The sequence below is a fragment of the Streptomyces sp. NPDC001678 genome, from assembly GCF_042892945.1.
GTDB lineage: Bacteria > Actinomycetota > Actinomycetes > Streptomycetales > Streptomycetaceae > Streptomyces.
Window position 1 is genome coordinate 203003 of the sequence record NZ_JBIAUP010000005.1, and the last position, 15238, is coordinate 218240.

Here is a 15238-nt window from a genome sequence, read left to right on the forward strand (position 1 = left end):
ATCATGGTACGTATAACTCTTCTAGTTATACGTAAAACCGGGATCGCTCGGTCAAAAACGATCAGTCAAGGACGAGAGGCGGACAATGGCGGCGGCGGGCGGCGGTTATGTCGACATGCTCAGAACACGGCACGCGGCGCGACTGCTGACCGGCACCCTGGTGGGCCGGCTCCCCAACGCCACGGCCGCGCTGGCGATCGTCCTCTTCGTACGCGCCGAGGGCGGCAGCTACACCCTCGCCGGAGCGCTCTCCGCGGTCTACGGCGTGGCCAACGCCGTCGGCCAGCCGCTGCTCGGCCGGGCCGTCGACCTCTACGGCCAGCCCCGCGTCATCCTGCCCGCGGCCCTGATGACCGCGCTGGGCATGGCGGCCTTCACCGTCGTCGGCCTGGACCCGGTGCCCCTGTCCTACGCGGCCATGGTCGTGGCCGGCTTCTTCGCGCCGCCGCTCGAGGGCGGGCTGCGCGCCCTGTGGCCGTCGGTCCTGAAGAACGAGGACGACCTCCACGCCGCGTACTCCCTGGACGCGATAGCGCAGGAGCTGATCTACGTGGTCGGCCCGCTGATCGTCACCCGGATCGTCGCGATCTGGTCCGAGGCCGCCGCGCTGAACGCCCTGCACCTGATGGGCGTCATCGGCGCCCTCGCGGTCGTCACCTCGCCGCCCTCCCGCACCTGGCGCAGCGAGCCCCGTGAGGCGCACTGGCTGGGGGCGCTCCGCTCCCGGGGGCTGCTGGTGCTGCTGGGCACCTTCTTCTGCATAGGTTCCGCGCTGGGCTCCATAGCGGTCGCCGCGGTCGCCTACGGCGACGCGCACGGTGGCGGCAACGTGGCCGGCTGGCTGCTCTCGGCCCTGGGCATCGGCGCCCTGATCGGTGGTTCCGTCCACGGTGCCCGGCAGTGGCCCGGCACCCCGGAGCAGCGTCTGCGGGTGCTCGTCGGCGGGCTGGCGCTCCTCTATGTGCCGCTGCTGCTGGTGCCGGGTGCGGTGGCGATGACGGTCCTCGCCGGAGTGGCGGGTCTGTTCCTCGCGCCCTGTCTGGCCACCGCCTTCGTGGTCGTGGACCGGCACGCGCCGCGGGGCACGGTGACCGAGGCGTTCTCCTGGCTGGTGACGTCCTTCGGCGTCGGCGCGGCGATCGGTACGGCCTTCGTGGGACCGGCGGTCCAGTCCGGTGGCGCCCGCGCGGGTTTCCTCGTCGCGGTGGGCAGCGGTGTCGCGGCCCTGCTGGTGATCGTGGCCTTCCGGGCGTCCCTGCGGGCCCCCGAGAAGCCGTCCACCGTCGTGGCCCGGTCGGAAAATGATCGGAACGGTGCGGTCGAACCCGGTTTCAGCGCAGGGCATCAGGCGTAATGTTCAGGCATGGACCGCCGCATTTTCGGGCTGGAGAACGAGTACGGCGTCACGTGCACCTTCAGAGGACAGCGCCGGCTGTCCCCTGACGAAGTGGCGCGGTACCTCTTCCGCCGTGTCGTTTCCTGGGGCCGCAGCAGCAATGTCTTCCTGCGCAATGGCGCTCGTCTCTACCTGGATGTGGGATCGCACCCGGAGTACGCCACTCCGGAGTGCGACAGCGTGACCGAGCTGGTCACCCACGACAAGGCGGGGGAGCGCATCCTCGAGGGTCTGCTGGTCGACGCCGAGCGCCGCCTGCACGAGGAGGGAATCGCGGGCGACGTCTACCTCTTCAAGAACAACACCGACTCCGCCGGGAACTCCTACGGCTGCCACGAGAACTATCTCGTCGCGCGGCACGGGGAGTTCTCGCGTCTCGCGGACATCCTCATCCCCTTCCTGGTGACCCGGCAGCTGATCTGTGGCGCGGGGAAGGTCCTCCAGACCCCGCGCGGCGCGGTCTACTGCGTCAGCCAGCGGGCCGAGCACATCTGGGAGGGCGTCAGCTCCGCCACCACGCGCTCGCGCCCGATCATCAACACACGGGACGAGCCGCACGCCGACGCCGAGCGCTACCGCAGGCTCCATGTCATCGTCGGCGACTCCAATATGTCCGAGACGACCATGCTGCTGAAGGTCGGCGCCACCGACCTCGTCCTGCGCATGATCGAGGCCGGTACGGTCATGCGCGACCTCACCCTGGAGAACCCGATCCGGGCCATCCGCGAGGTCAGCCACGACATCACCGGCAGACGCAAGGTGCGCCTGGCCAGCGGCCGGGAGGCCTCCGCCCTGGAGGTCCAGCAGGAGTACTACGAGAAGGCCGTGGACTTCTGCGAGCGCCGCGGCATCCGGACGGGCACGGTCGAGCGGGTCCTGGAGCTGTGGGGCCGCTCGCTGGAGGCCATCCGGGACGAGGATCTGGACCGGATCTCCACGGAGATCGACTGGGTGATGAAGTACCAGCTCATCGAGCGGTACCGGGCCAAGAACAACATCACCATGTCCCATCCCAGGATCGCCCAGATAGATCTGGCCTATCACGACATCCACCGCCGCCGGGGGCTGTACTACCTGCTGGAGAAGCGCGGCCAGGCGGCCCGGGTCTGCAATGACATCAAGATCTTCGAGGGGAAGTCGGTGCCCCCGCAGACGACCCGGGCCCGGCTGCGCGGCGATTTCATCCGCCGCGCCCAGGAACAGCGCCGGGACTTCACCGTCGACTGGGTCCATCTGAAGCTCAACGACCAGGCGCAGCGGACGGTGTTGTGCAAGGACCCCTTCCGGTCGGTCGACGACCGGGTGGAGAAGCTGATCGCGGGAATGTGAGCGCGATTCGGGGGCATGAAGGGCACGGATGTGCGCCGGGTCCGCCGGACCCGGCGCACATCCGTGTCGGACGGGGTTGATCGGCGGGAGACAGGCCGTAGAGTGGCGCACACTGCCCAGCGACCCCTACAGCCCGAGTTGGACTTCATGAACCACACGAAGAACGCGCGTCGCCTCGCCGCGGCGTTGGCCGTGCCCGTCCTGCTGCTGACCGCCGCGGCGTGCGGGTCCGAGGACGGGAAGTCTTCCGACGCCAAGGTGACGGTGAAGGGGAAGTTCGGGGAGAAGCCCGAGATCTCCGTGCCGAAGGACGCCAAGCCGGCGGACAAGCTCGTCGTCAAGACCCTGACCCAGGGGTCGGGCGACAAGGCGGAGAAGGGTTCGTTCGTCCGCCTGGACTTCGCCGGGCAGACGATGAAGGACAACAAGCCGCTGGGCGGCACCTGGACCCCGCAGGAGGGGGCCTCGCCGGGTGCCCCGCGCCGGCAGCTGGTGCAGCAGCTGGGCCAGCCCAGCCAGGAGATGCCCGCGAAGGTCCTGGACGCCGTGATCGGTCAGAAGGCCGGTTCCCGGGTCGAGGTCGAGGGCACCGCGAAGGCGCTCATCGGCGACCAGCTGAACCCGCAGGCGGGCGTCAAGCCCGAGGACGGCCTGGTGTGGGTCATCGATGTCGTCGGTGCCCAGAAGGTCGACGCCAAGAGCGAGGCCAAGGGCGAGCAGGCCAAGCCCGAGGAGGGCATGCCGGAGGTCAAGTACGTCTCCCAGAAGGCCGCCGAGATCAGCATCCCCAAGGACACCAAGCCGCCGACGGACCTCAAGGAGCAGGTGCTCATCAAGGGCACCGGCCCGGAGATCAAGGCCGGTGACGGTCTCATCGCCCAGTACACGGGTGTGAAGTGGGAGGACGGCAAGAAGTTCGACTCCTCCTGGGACCACGCGGGTGCCACGGCCTTCCAGATCGGCACCGGCTCGGTCGTCCAGGGCTGGGACAAGGGCCTGGTCGGCAAGCACGTGGGGGACCGGGTCGAGCTGGTGATCCCGCCGAAGCTGGGCTACGAGGGCCAGGCGCAGAGCGGTCTGGACAAGAACACGCTGGTCTTCGTCGTCGACATCGTGGGCAAGGTCTGACCCCGGCGGGGGGTCTGCCAGAATTGCACGGTTGTCCACAGCATCTTTCGTAGGAGAACTTTCGTGAGCATCGAGAAGCCCGAGATCGACTTCCCCGAGGGTCAGCCGCCGGCCGACCTGGAGATCGTCGACATCTGGGAGGGCGACGGCGCCGTGGCCAAGGCCGGCGACTTCGTCAAGGTCCACTACGTGGGCGTGGCCTTCTCCACGGGCGAGGAGTTCGACGCCAGCTGGAACCGCGGCAGCGCGCTGGAGTTCAAGCTGGGCGCCGGCCAGGTCATCCAGGGCTGGGACAAGGGCATCCAGGGCATGAAGGTCGGCGGCCGCCGCCGGCTGACCATCCCGGCGCACCTCGCCTACGGCGAGCGCGGCGCCGGTGGTGGCGTGATCGCCCCGGGCGAGACGCTGATCTTCGTTTGCGACCTGATGGGTGTCTGAGACCTAAGCGAACGAAGGCCGAGGGCCCGTGCCGCCTGGCACGGGCCCTCGGCTTTTGTCGTTCGACCCGTGAGCGGTACGGTCAACGGTTGAGAGCACAAGTAGAGAGGGCGTCGATGGCGATTGCCAAGGCCGAGCGGCTGATGAGTCTGGCGCTGTGCCTGCTGGGGACACGCCGGCCGCTGACCAAGGGGGAGTTGCGGGGTTCGATCGAGGCGTACATCGAAGGCACTGCGGCCACTTCGGCTTCGTCCGGTGCCTCCGATGCCGGTGAATCCCCGAAGGACGACGCCTTCAACCGGATGTTCGAGCGGGACAAGGAAGACCTGCGCGAGCTCGGCCTGATCATCGAGACCGTCGAGGGCGTCGACGGCGAGACCGGCTATCTGGCCCGCCGCGACAGCAACCGTCTCCCCCCGATCACCCTCGACGTCGAGGAGGCCGCCGCCCTCGGGCTCGCCGCCAAGGTCTGGCAGCAGGCCCGGCTCGCCGGTGCCGCCAGCGGTGCGCTGCAGAAGCTGCGCGCCGCCGGGATGCCGCTGGCGGAGGACCTGTACGAGGGGCAGAGCGCGCTGGAGACGCGCATCCCCGTGCACGAGGCGGCCTTCGAGCCGCTGATGCTCGCCGCGCGGGACCGCCGTGTCGTGGTCTTCGACTACCGCAAGGCCAATGCCGCCCGTCCCGAGCAGCGCAAGGTCGAGCCCTGGGCGCTGGAGTGCTGGCGCGGCCACTGGTACCTGGTGGGCTGGGACCGCGACCGCGGTGCCGAGCGGGTCTTCCGGCTCTCCCGGATCACCGGGAAGGTCCGCTCCCGGGCGCTGCCGTACACCGCGCCCGTGCCCGACCAGGTCACGGTGCGCACGACCGTCGAGAGCTGGGCAGGCGAGACGGCCACCGGTACGGCCCGGATCAAGGTGCGCGCCGGCCATGGCTATCCGCTGCGCGCCCGGGCGGTCGCCACCCGTGATCTGGGCGACGGCTGGGACGAGCTGGAGATCCCCTACGGCCATGGTCTGGACGCCTGGCTGGTGGAGTTCGGGGCCGACGTCCTGGTGCTGGAGCCCGCCGAACTGCGGGCCGATGTGATCGACCGGCTGCGTGCCGTGGCCAAGGGCTGAGAGGAACGGGACCGACTTCTGATGGCCGGAAACGCCATTGACCAGACCCGGCGGATGCTGTCGCTGGTCACCTATCTGAAGGAGCGCCCGGGCGCCCGGGTCGCCGATGTGGCCCGTGCCTTCGGCATCACCGAGGACGAGCTGATCGGCGACCTGGACGTGCTGCCCATGTGCGGCACCAGCTTCCGGGGCGGTGACCTGCTGGACATCGACACCGACGGCGACCGCATCTGGTGGCACAACCCCGACGCCTCGGGCACCTCCGCCGGTGAGCCGCTGCGGCTGGCCGCCGACGAGGCCACCGCCCTGCTGGTCGCCGCGCGCGCCGTGGCGACCCTGCCGGGGCTGCGCGAGAGCGACCGGCAGGCGCTGGTCCGCGCCACCGCGAAGATCGAGGGCGCGGCCGGTGAGGCGGCGGGCGCCAGCTCCCGGCTCTCGGTGACCTTCGAGTCCGAGGGCGGGGTCTTCGCCGAGATCGACCGGGCCATCTCCGAGCGCCGCCGGGTCTGGCTGCGCTACTACTCGCCCGCGCGCGACGAGCTGACCGAGCGCGAGGTCGACCCCATCCGGCTGTTCGCCGTGGGCCACACCTATATGGAGGCGTGGTGCCGGCTCTCCGAGGCCCGGCGCACCTTCCGGCTCGACCGGGTGGCCGAGATCCGGCTGCTGGACGAGGCCTCGGACCCGCCGCCGGTGGAGCTGCGGGACCTGTCCGAGGGGCTGGTCCAGCCCGCCGCCGAGGACCCCGAGGTCGTCATCGAGGTGGGCCCGGGCGGCCGCTGGGTCGCCGAGTACTACCCCCACGACAGTGCCGAGGAGCTGCCCGAGGGCGGCCTGCGGATCACACTGCGCACTCCCGACCCCGCCTCGCTGCGGCGGCTGGCGCTGCGGCTCGGCCGGGACGGGCGGATCGTCTCGCCGGAGGGGCTGGCCGGCAGCGCCCGGGAGGCCGCCCGCGAGACGCTCGCGGCGTACGGAGAGTGAGGACGTACGGAAGGTGAGGGAGAGGCCGACGGTGGCAGGAGAACCACGACCGGGAGGGGCCGGGCCGGTGGCCGAAGCGGGGATCGCGGTCGCCGCGGTCTTCAAGGCCGCGTGCCCCGACTGCCGGGCCAGCTTCGAGCTGGCCGCCGGGGCGCTGCGGCTGGCGATCGGCGCCAGCGACCGCACCACCTTCTACTCCTTCACCTGCCCCGACTGCGGCTCCGCGGTCCGCAAGCCGGCGGGGGAGCGGATCGTCGAGCTCCTCACCGGCGGCGGGGTCCGCACCCTGCGGCTCCACACCACCGCGTAGAACATCCTTCCGCGTCGGACGTCAAGCGGTCTTTTCCGGCCATTCCCGTTGTTCCGTACTTCCCTCGTTAGGCTTCGCCCCATGTTCTGGCCCATGCTCGCCATCGCCCTCGGTTTCTGCGGTCTCGCCGTGCTCACGGTGCTCGCCGCACGGGTGTTCGTGGAGACCAGGCGGCTCGCCCGGCAGGTGGCGGAGGCGTCGCGGCGCGTCACCCGGGCGGCCGAGGACCTGGAGCGGGCCGCCGCCCCGCTCGCCGCGCAGAGCGCGCAGGCGCTGCGGAAGGACTGAACCGTGGCCTCCTCCCGGTAACGGGGCGGGCGGTAGTCTGGTCCGGGTGGCCCTGTGGACGAGGCGGAGGGTCGCGAGGGACCGGACGTATGCCCGGGGATTGCCGAGCGTTTACCCCTGCGCGTTACGATCGCTGCCGTACGGCTGATGGACATATGTCCGATCGGTCGGCCGGTCCCACCAATATCCCGCTTCGGTGAGAAGGTAAACGCATATGTTCGGACGGCTCGGAGCGCCTGAGCTCATTCTTCTGCTTGTCGTCATCGTGCTCCTGTTCGGTGCGAAGAAGCTTCCCGACATGGCGCGTTCGCTCGGCAAGTCCGCCCGCATCCTCAAGAGCGAGGCCAAGGCGATGAAGGCGGAGAGCACGGACACCGCCGCCGCCCCCGCCGACCCGCCCGCCGGCGAGCAGCCCCCCCGTACGATCAAGGCCGCCCCCGGCGATGTGACCTCCCGCCCGGTCGCCGAGCCGACCGACCGCACGACCCAGCAGCGCTGATCCAGGACAGACTGAGACGGCCGCCGTCGGCGACCGTCTGCCGCACGAGATAGGGACGTGGGTTGCTCAAGTCTGCCCGCAAGAAGGAGAAGGACCCCGAGGGGCGGATGCCGCTCGCGGACCACCTGCGCGAGCTGCGCAACCGGCTGGCGAAGGCCGTGCTGGCCATCGTCGTGGTCGCGGTCGTCGCCGCGTTCTACAACAAGCAGATCATGGACTTCCTGTCCAGTCCTGTGCCCACGTGCCCCGACCGCGATCTGGCCAAGAGCCACGGCGGCAACTGCGCCGTCCTGGTGTTCAGCAATCTGACGTCGCCGTTCACCACCATCGTCAAGGTCTGCCTCCTGGTCGGCGTCACCTTCTCCTCGCCGATCTGGCTCTACCAGCTGTGGGCGTTCCTCGCCCCGGGGCTGCACAAGAACGAGAAGAAGTACACGATCGCCTTCGTGGCGACGGCCGCGCCGCTCTTCCTCGCGGGCGCCTACCTGGCCTACCTGATCATGCCCACCAGCATGCAGGTCCTGCTGAGCATCACGCCGGACTCGGCGGCCAACACCCTCGCACTGGACGACATCCTGGACTTCAGCGTCCGGATGATCCTCGTCTTCGGCCTCGCCTTCGAGCTGCCGCTGATCCTGGTCATGATGAACCTGGTCGGCCTGGTCTCCGGCAGGACCATGGCCAAGTGGTGGCGCGGCGTCGTCATGGGCACGTTCATCTTCGGCGCGGTGGCCACCCCGAGCACCGACCCGTTCGGCATGTGCGTCCTGGCCGTGCCGATCAGCATCCTGTACTTCGGCGCCGTCGGATTCTCGATCCTCAACGACAAGCGCCGGGAGCGCCGCAACCCCGACCGGCTCCTCGACGACGACGAGGCGTCCCCGCTGGACCTCACCCCGCAGTCGGTAGGCGACTCCGAGCCCATGCCGAGCCTGCCCGAGCAGGACCGGCACCAGCGAGGCTACGACGACGTGACGTGATCCCTCACAGGTGATCCGGGTCCGGGGCGGCCGCTCACCGAGCGGCCGCCCCGCCGTGTTCATGACCGCCGGTCACCCGGTAGTGTCCCCTGGTGACCAGCGACATCACGCTATTCGTCAACCCCGCCGCGGGCCGCGGCCGTGGCGCCCGCGCCGCACAGCCCGCGGCCGCGGTCCTGCGCGCCGCCGGTTTCACCGTCCGCACCGTCCTCGGCCACGACGCCCCCGACGCGCTGCGCCGCGCCCGTGAGGCCGTCGCCGGCGGCACCGGAGCGCTGATCGCCGTCGGCGGCGACGGCATGGTCTCGCTCGCCCTGCGCGCCGTCGCCGGCACCCCCACCCCCCTCGGCGTGATCGCCGCCGGCACCGGCGACGACTTCGCCCGCACCGCCGGCCTGCCCGTCCACGACCCCGCCGCGGCCGCCGCGGTCGCGGCCCGCTCGCTCAAGGGCGACGGCGGCCGCCCCGTCGACCTCGGCCGGGTCGGCGACACCTGGTTCGCCACCGTCCTCGCCTCCGGCTTCGACTCCCGCGTCAACGACCGCGGCAACCGGATGCGCTTCCCCACCGGCCGGCTCCGCTACGACGCCGCCCTCCTCGCCGAGCTCGCCGCGCTGCGCCCCATCCCGTACCGGCTGCGCCTCGACGACGGCCCCGAGCAGCACATCGAGGCCACGCTCGTCGCCGTCGGCAACGGCCGCTCCTACGGCGGCGGCATGCGCATGTGCGCCGACGCCCGGCTCGACGACGGCCTCTTCGACATCACCGTCGTCGGCCCCTGCCGCCGCACGACCCTGCTGCGCGTCTTCCCCCGGGTCTACCGGGGCACCCACCTCACCCACCCCGCCGTGACCACCCACCGGGCCGCCACCGTGACCCTCGAAGCGGACGGGATCACCGGCTACGCCGACGGGGAACCCCTCGGAGCGCTGCCGCTGACGGCCGAGACCGTCCCGGCGGCGGTACGGCTCCTGGGAGCTCGATAAAGATCAGGTGACTGTCGGAGGTCCCCGGTAGGCTCGTAGACAAGATGACCGAGGACCTTTCCCCTGCTGAGCGCTACGCCCTGGCACGGCAGCGCGCCGCCGAGCAGGCCACCGCGCTCGCCCCTTTCCGCGAGATGTACGACTTCGAGCTGGACCCCTTCCAGATAGAGGCCTGCAAGGCCCTGGAGGCGGGCAAGGGGGTGCTGGTCGCGGCGCCGACCGGCTCCGGCAAGACCATCGTGGGCGAATTCGCCGTCCACCTGGCCCTCACCCAGGGCCGCAAGTGCTTCTACACCACGCCCATCAAGGCGCTCTCCAACCAGAAGTACAGCGATCTCGTCAAACGCTACGGCGCGGACAAGGTGGGCCTGCTCACCGGCGACAACAGCGTCAACGCCGAGGCCCCCGTGGTCGTGATGACCACCGAGGTCCTGCGCAACATGCTCTACGCCGGCTCGCAGGAGCTGATCGGCCTCGGCCACGTCGTCATGGACGAGGTCCACTACCTCTCCGACCGCTTCCGCGGCGCCGTCTGGGAAGAGGTGATCATCCACCTCCCCGAGTCCGTGACCCTGGTCTCCCTGTCGGCCACCGTCTCCAACGCCGAGGAGTTCGGCGACTGGCTCGACACCGTCCGCGGCGACACCCAGGTGATCGTCTCCGAGGAGCGCCCCGTCCCGCTCTGGCAGAACGTGCTCGCCGGCCGCCGGATGTACGACCTCTTCGAGGAGGAGACCGACCACGGCGGCCGCGGCGCCGCCCGCCGCGAGGTCAACCCCGACCTGCTGCGCATGGCCCGCATGGAGAACAGCCGCGTCTACAACCCGCGCGAGCGCCGCCGCGGCAAGATGATCCGCGAGGCCGACCGCGAGCGCGAGCGCCGCCAGCGCAGCCGCATCTGGACCCCCGGCCGCCCCGAGGTCATCGAACGCCTCGACGCCGAGGGCCTGCTGCCCGCCATCACCTTCATCTTCAGCCGCGCCGGCTGCGAGGCCGCCGTCCAGCAGTGCCTCTACGCCGGCCTGCGGCTCAACGACGACGAGGCACGCGCCAAGGTCCGCGCCATCGTCGAGGAGCGCACCGCCGCCATCCCCGACGAGGACCTCCACGTCCTGGGCTACTTCGACTGGCTCGAGGGCCTGGAGCGCGGCATCGCCGCCCACCACGCGGGCATGCTGCCGACCTTCAAGGAGGTCGTCGAGGAACTCTTCGTCAAGGGCCTCGTCAAGGCCGTCTTCGCCACCGAGACCCTCGCGCTCGGCATCAACATGCCCGCCCGCACGGTCGTGCTGGAGAAGCTGGTCAAGTGGAACGGCGAGCAGCACGCCGACATCACCCCCGGCGAGTACACCCAGCTCACCGGCCGCGCCGGCCGCCGCGGCATCGACGTCGAGGGCCATGCCGTCGTCCTGTGGCAGCGCGGCATGGACCCCGCCGCCCTCGCCGGCCTGGCCGGCACCCGCACGTACCCGCTGCGCTCCAGCTTCAAGCCGTCGTACAACATGGCCGTCAACCTGGTCTCGCAGTTCGGCCGGCACCGCTCCCGCGAGCTGCTGGAGACCTCCTTCGCCCAGTTCCAGGCGGACAAGTCCGTCGTCGGCATCTCCCGCCAGGTCCAGAAGAACGAGGAGGGCCTCGCCGGCTACCGCGAGGCCGTCGAGTGCCACCTCGGCGACTTCGAGGAGTACGCGCGGCTGCGCCGCGAGCTGAAGGACCGTGAGACCGAGCTGGCCAAGCAGGGCGCCACCCAGCGCCGCGCCGCGGCCGCGGCCGCCCTGGAGCGGCTCAAGCCCGGCGACGTCATCCACGTCCCCACCGGCAAGTTCGCCGGCCTGGCCCTGGTCCTCGACCCGGGCCTGCCGCCCGGCCGCTCCGACCGCCACCGCGGCTTCGACCACCAGGACGGCCCGCGCCCGCTCGTCCTCACCGCCGAACGGCAGGTCAAGCGGCTCGCCGCGATCGACTTCCCGGTGCCGGTCGAGCCGCTGGAGCGGATGCGCATCCCCCGCTCCTTCAACCCGCGCAGCCCTCAGTCCCGCCGCGACCTCGCCTCCGCGCTGCGCACCAAGGCCGGGCACATAGTCCCCGACCGCCACCGCAAGGGCCGGGCCCCCGCCGCCGACGACCGCGAGATCGCCCAGCTGCGCGCCGCCATCCGCTCCCACCCCTGCCACGGCTGCACCGACCGCGAGGACCACGCCCGCTGGGCCGAGCGCTACCACCGTCTGCTGCGCGACACCCGCCAGCTGGAGCGGCGCATCGAGGGCCGGACGAACACCATCGCCCGCACCTTCGACCGCATCTGCGCCCTCCTGACCGACCTCGACTACCTCCACGGCGACGAGGTCACCGAGGACGGCCGCCGCCTGGCCCGCCTCTACGGCGAGCTCGACCTGCTGGCCTCCGAGTGCCTCCGCGAAGGCGTCTGGAACGGCCTCCAGCCCGCCGAACTGGCCGCCTGCGCCTCCGCCCTGGTCTACGAGGCCCGTGTCGCGGACGACGCCGCCCCGCCGAAGCTGCCCACCGGCCCCGCGAAGAACGCCCTCGGCGAGATGGTCCGCATCTGGGGCCGCCTCGACGCCCTGGAGGAACAGCACAAGATCAACCAGGCCGAGGGCGTCGGCCAGCGCGAGCCGGACCTCGGCTTCGCCTGGCCCGCCTACCGCTGGGCCTCCGGCCACGGCCTGGACGAGGTGCTGCGGGAGATCGACATGCCCGCGGGCGACTTCGTCCGCTGGACGAAGCAGCTCATCGACGTCCTGGGCCAGATCGCGGCAGCGGCCCCGGCGGGCAGCCCGGTCACCCGCAACGCCCGCAAGGCGGTCGAGGGGCTGCTGCGGGGGGTCGTGGCGTACTCGTCTGTGGGGTAGCGAGGCGTGCCGAGTCCCCGGACCTTGTGTCCGGGGGCTCGGCGAGACAGCGCATCCCTTTGGCTATGTGGCGTCGCCGTTGCGACTTGCGCTGGGCACTGGTCGGTGAGTCCGCGTCAGCCCCAGCAGATCCCGCGCCGGTCCCGTGGGCCGGTGGCCCGTGGGCCAGACCGCGCGGAGGTCGCGGACCAGCGAGAGGCCGCGTACCGGGATCTCGACCAGCCGGCGGGCCGCCAGTTCCTCGCCGATCGCGAGCTCGCTCAGGACGGAGGGGCCCGCGCCGCTGACCGCGGCCGCCTTCGCGGCGGTCGTGGAGGCGAGTTCGAGCAGGGGGTCGGCCAGGCCGCCGTGGGCGGCCAGGGCCGCGTCGAGGACCTGGCGGGTGCCCGAGCCGCGTTCGCGGAGGATCAGTGGGGTGGCCGCCAGTTCGGGCGGCTCCAAGGGGGTGCGGCGGCGGGCCCAGGGGTGGCCGGGGGCGGTGACGACGACGAGGCGGTCGTGGCCGACGACGGCGCCGGTGAGGCCGGCCGCCGGTACGTCCAGGCCCTCGACGAAGCCGAGGTCCGCCTCCCCCGCGAGCAGGCGTTCCGCCACGGCCGCCGAGTTCCCCGTGCTCAGCGAGACCGCCGTGCCCGGCCGCTCCGTGCGCAGCGCGATCAGCCAGCCCGGCAGCAGATACTCGGCGATGGTCATGCTGGCGGCGACCCGCAGCCGGGAGTCGCGCCGCCCCCGTAGCGCCTGGGCACCCGCGTCGAGGGCCTCGGCGGCCTCGACGACCCGGCGTGCCCAGTCGGTGACGAGCACCCCGGCGTCCGTGAGGCGCGAGCCGCGTGGGGAGCGCTCGACCAGGGCGACGCCGAGGAGGCGTTCCATGGCCCGTACGCGTCCGCTGGCGGCGGGCTGGGTGATGCCCAGCTCCCGGGCCGCCCGGCCGAGGCTGCCCAGCCGGGCCACGGCGAGCAGCAGCTCCAGGGCGCCGAGGTCGGGCACCCGGTGGGCCAGGGGGACGGGGAGGGGGCCGGAATCACCGCTCATAACCCCAGCTTATGTCCTCATAGTCATAAAGCCCCTGGTAGGCGGGGTGGATCCACGCGACCGTGGACTCATGAACACCCGTGATCCCCTCCGCCACCTCGGCCCCAACTGGTACGCCACCGTCATGGGCACCGCGATCGTCGCCTCCGCCGGAGCGGCCCTGCCGGTGAGCGTGCCGGGGCTGCGCGGGGCGTGCGAGGCGGTGTGGGCGCTGGCGGCGCTGATGCTGCTCACCCTGATCATCGCCCGCGCCCTCCACTGGGCCCACCACCCCGACCAGGCCCGGCGGCATCTCGGCGACCCCGCGGTCGCCCCCTTCTACGGCTGTCTGGCGATGGCCCTCCTGGCCGTCGGCGGCAGCACGCTCTCCGTGGGCACGGGCGTCATCGGCGAGAGCGCGGCCGTCGCGGTCGACGCCGTGCTGTGGACCGTCGGCACCGTCGTCGGACTGGGCGCCGCGGCCGCCATCCCGTACCTGATGGTGACCCGGCACCGGATCGCGCCGGGCGACGCCTCGCCCGTGTGGCTGCTGCCGATCGTGGCGCCCATGGTCTCCGCCGCGCTCGGCCCCGCGCTCGTGCCGCACCTGCCCGCAGGCCAGTGGCGGCAGGCGCTGCTGCTGGGCTGCTACGGACTGTTCGGGATGAGCCTGATGGCCACGCTGCTGATCCTGCCGGTGGTCTTCTCCCGGCTCGTCCACCACGGACCGCTGCCGCTCGCGCTGACACCGACCCTGTTCCTCGTCCTCGGCCCGCTGGGCCAGTCCACGACCGCCGTCAACGCCGTCGCGGGCGCCGCGCCGGGCGTCGTCGCGGAGCCGTACGCCCGGGCCATGGCCGGCTTCGCCGTCCTCTACGGCATGCCCGTCATCGGCTTCGCCCTGCTCTGGCTGGTGCTCGCCACCGCCATGGTGATCCGCGCCGCCCGCCGGGGCATGGGCTTCGCGATGACGTGGTGGGCCTTCACCTTCCCCATCGGCACCTGCGTCACCGGCACCGCCGCCCTGGCCCACCGCACCGGGCTGACCGCCCTGACCTGGCTGGCCGTGGGGCTGTACGCGCTGCTCGTGACCGCCTGGGCGGTCGCCGGGGCCCGTACCGCCGCCGGGCTGGTCAGCGGCCGGCTGCTCGCAGCGCCGCGCCCAGCACCCGTGGCGCCGCTGCGAGAGATGGCCCGTACCACGTGAGGTGACGGCCGCTGACGAGCGCCGACGGCAGCCCGGGGAAGCACTCCGGGCCGTCGTCGGCGCCGAAGCGGTACGGCTCGTCGGGCAGGACGACCAGCTCGGCGCCGCAGGCGTTGAGCTCGTCGAGGGGGACGCGCGGATAGCGCTCGGGGTGGCGGACGTGGACGTTGGCCACGCCGAGGCGGGTCAGGACGTCACCGGCGAAGGTGTCCCGGCCCAGCACCATCCAGGGGCGGCGCCAGACGGGGACGACGGCCGGGACCGGCGGCCCGGTGGGCCGTACGTCCCGCCAGGCGTCGCGGGCGTCGTCCAGCCAGCCGGGCCGGGGCAGCCCGCAGCCGCGCACCAGGACCCGTTCCAGTTCTGTGAAGGCCTGTTCCAGCGTGCGCACTTCCGTGACGAGCACGTCCAGCCCGGCGGCGCGCAGCGCGCCCAGGTCCGGGGCGCGGTTCTCCTCCTCGTTGGCGAGGACGAGGTCGGGCGCGAGGGCGGCGATCCGCGCCACGTCGGGGTTCTTGGTACCGCCGATCCGGACGACGTCGAGCCCGGCCGGGTGGTCGCACCAGTCGGTGGCGGCCACCAGCAGGCCGGGCTCGGTCCCGGCCACGGCCTCGGTGAGCGAGGGGACCAGGGAGACGACTCGGCGTACGGCGGGGCGGCCGCTCATCGGGCTCACCGCCCCACCGTACGC

General features: G+C 71.9%; 15 protein-coding genes. 13 read left to right on the forward strand and 2 right to left on the reverse strand.

What is annotated here, in order from left to right:
- The first annotated feature begins 115 nt into the window (after nucleotides 1-115).
- The 12 genes from ACFYZR_RS12705 (at nucleotide 116) to ACFYZR_RS12760 (ending at nucleotide 12326) form a co-directional block, all read left to right on the forward strand.
- Complete coding sequence (locus tag ACFYZR_RS12705) at nucleotides 116-1354, forward strand: MFS transporter (protein WP_391909010.1); 1239 nt, start codon at nucleotides 116-118, stop codon at nucleotides 1352-1354.
- Between the two features lie 9 nt (nucleotides 1355-1363).
- A complete protein-coding gene (pafA, locus tag ACFYZR_RS12710) occupies nucleotides 1364-2725 on the forward strand; it encodes a Pup--protein ligase (RefSeq protein ID WP_391909012.1) in 1362 nt (453 codons plus the stop codon).
- 147 nt (nucleotides 2726-2872) lie between these two features.
- On the forward strand, nucleotides 2873-3853 hold the full coding sequence (locus ACFYZR_RS12715) for an FKBP-type peptidyl-prolyl cis-trans isomerase (RefSeq protein WP_391909015.1): 981 nt from the start codon (nucleotides 2873-2875) through the stop codon (nucleotides 3851-3853).
- A 63-nt stretch (nucleotides 3854-3916) separates the two neighbouring features.
- Nucleotides 3917-4291 carry an FKBP-type peptidyl-prolyl cis-trans isomerase gene (locus ACFYZR_RS12720; RefSeq protein WP_391909017.1) on the forward strand — a complete coding sequence of 125 codons (375 nt, stop codon included), beginning with the start codon at nucleotides 3917-3919 and terminating at the stop codon, nucleotides 4289-4291.
- A 116-nt stretch (nucleotides 4292-4407) separates the two neighbouring features.
- Nucleotides 4408-5409: a helix-turn-helix transcriptional regulator gene (locus ACFYZR_RS12725; RefSeq protein WP_391909020.1), complete on the forward strand. Its 1002-nt coding sequence runs from the start codon at nucleotides 4408-4410 to the stop codon at nucleotides 5407-5409.
- Between the two features lie 21 nt (nucleotides 5410-5430).
- Entirely contained in the window at nucleotides 5431-6393 is a 963-nt protein-coding gene (locus ACFYZR_RS12730; RefSeq protein WP_391909022.1) for a helix-turn-helix transcriptional regulator, read from the forward strand.
- Nucleotides 6394-6460: 67 nt separating this feature from the next.
- Nucleotides 6461-6703 carry a hypothetical protein gene (locus tag ACFYZR_RS12735; RefSeq protein ID WP_391909026.1) on the forward strand — a complete coding sequence of 81 codons (243 nt, stop codon included), beginning with the start codon at nucleotides 6461-6463 and terminating at the stop codon, nucleotides 6701-6703.
- Nucleotides 6704-6784: 81 nt separating this feature from the next.
- Nucleotides 6785-6991: a hypothetical protein gene (locus ACFYZR_RS12740; RefSeq protein WP_391909029.1), complete on the forward strand. Its 207-nt coding sequence runs from the start codon at nucleotides 6785-6787 to the stop codon at nucleotides 6989-6991.
- 214 nt (nucleotides 6992-7205) lie between these two features.
- Nucleotides 7206-7490 (forward strand): Sec-independent protein translocase subunit TatA, encoded by a 285-nt coding sequence (gene tatA / locus ACFYZR_RS12745; RefSeq protein ID WP_391909032.1) that lies wholly within the window; start codon nucleotides 7206-7208, stop codon nucleotides 7488-7490.
- Between the two features lie 107 nt (nucleotides 7491-7597).
- On the forward strand, nucleotides 7598-8470 hold the full coding sequence (gene tatC, locus ACFYZR_RS12750) for a twin-arginine translocase subunit TatC (protein WP_391909789.1): 873 nt from the start codon (nucleotides 7598-7600) through the stop codon (nucleotides 8468-8470).
- Nucleotides 8471-8562: 92 nt separating this feature from the next.
- On the forward strand, nucleotides 8563-9456 hold the full coding sequence (locus ACFYZR_RS12755; RefSeq protein WP_391909034.1) for a diacylglycerol kinase: 894 nt from the start codon (nucleotides 8563-8565) through the stop codon (nucleotides 9454-9456).
- A gap of 44 nt (nucleotides 9457-9500) precedes the next feature.
- A complete protein-coding gene (locus ACFYZR_RS12760) occupies nucleotides 9501-12326 on the forward strand; it encodes a DEAD/DEAH box helicase (protein WP_391909037.1) in 2826 nt (941 codons plus the stop codon).
- 63 nt (nucleotides 12327-12389) lie between these two features.
- On the opposite strand, the gene ACFYZR_RS12765 is transcribed toward ACFYZR_RS12760, so the two are convergent.
- On the reverse strand, nucleotides 12390-13361 hold the full coding sequence (locus ACFYZR_RS12765; protein ID WP_391909040.1) for a LysR family transcriptional regulator: 972 nt from the start codon (nucleotides 13359-13361) through the stop codon (nucleotides 12390-12392).
- A gap of 70 nt (nucleotides 13362-13431) precedes the next feature.
- On the opposite strand from ACFYZR_RS12765, the gene ACFYZR_RS12770 reads away from it, so the two are divergent.
- On the forward strand, nucleotides 13432-14547 hold the full coding sequence (locus ACFYZR_RS12770; protein ID WP_391909043.1) for a TDT family transporter: 1116 nt from the start codon (nucleotides 13432-13434) through the stop codon (nucleotides 14545-14547).
- On the opposite strand, the gene ACFYZR_RS12775 is transcribed toward ACFYZR_RS12770, so the two are convergent.
- Nucleotides 14474-15214: a helical backbone metal receptor gene (locus ACFYZR_RS12775; RefSeq protein ID WP_391909792.1), complete on the reverse strand. Its 741-nt coding sequence runs from the start codon at nucleotides 15212-15214 to the stop codon at nucleotides 14474-14476. The two genes, ACFYZR_RS12770 and ACFYZR_RS12775, sit on opposite strands and share 74 nt — an antisense overlap.
- Between the last annotated feature and the right edge of the window lie 24 nt (nucleotides 15215-15238).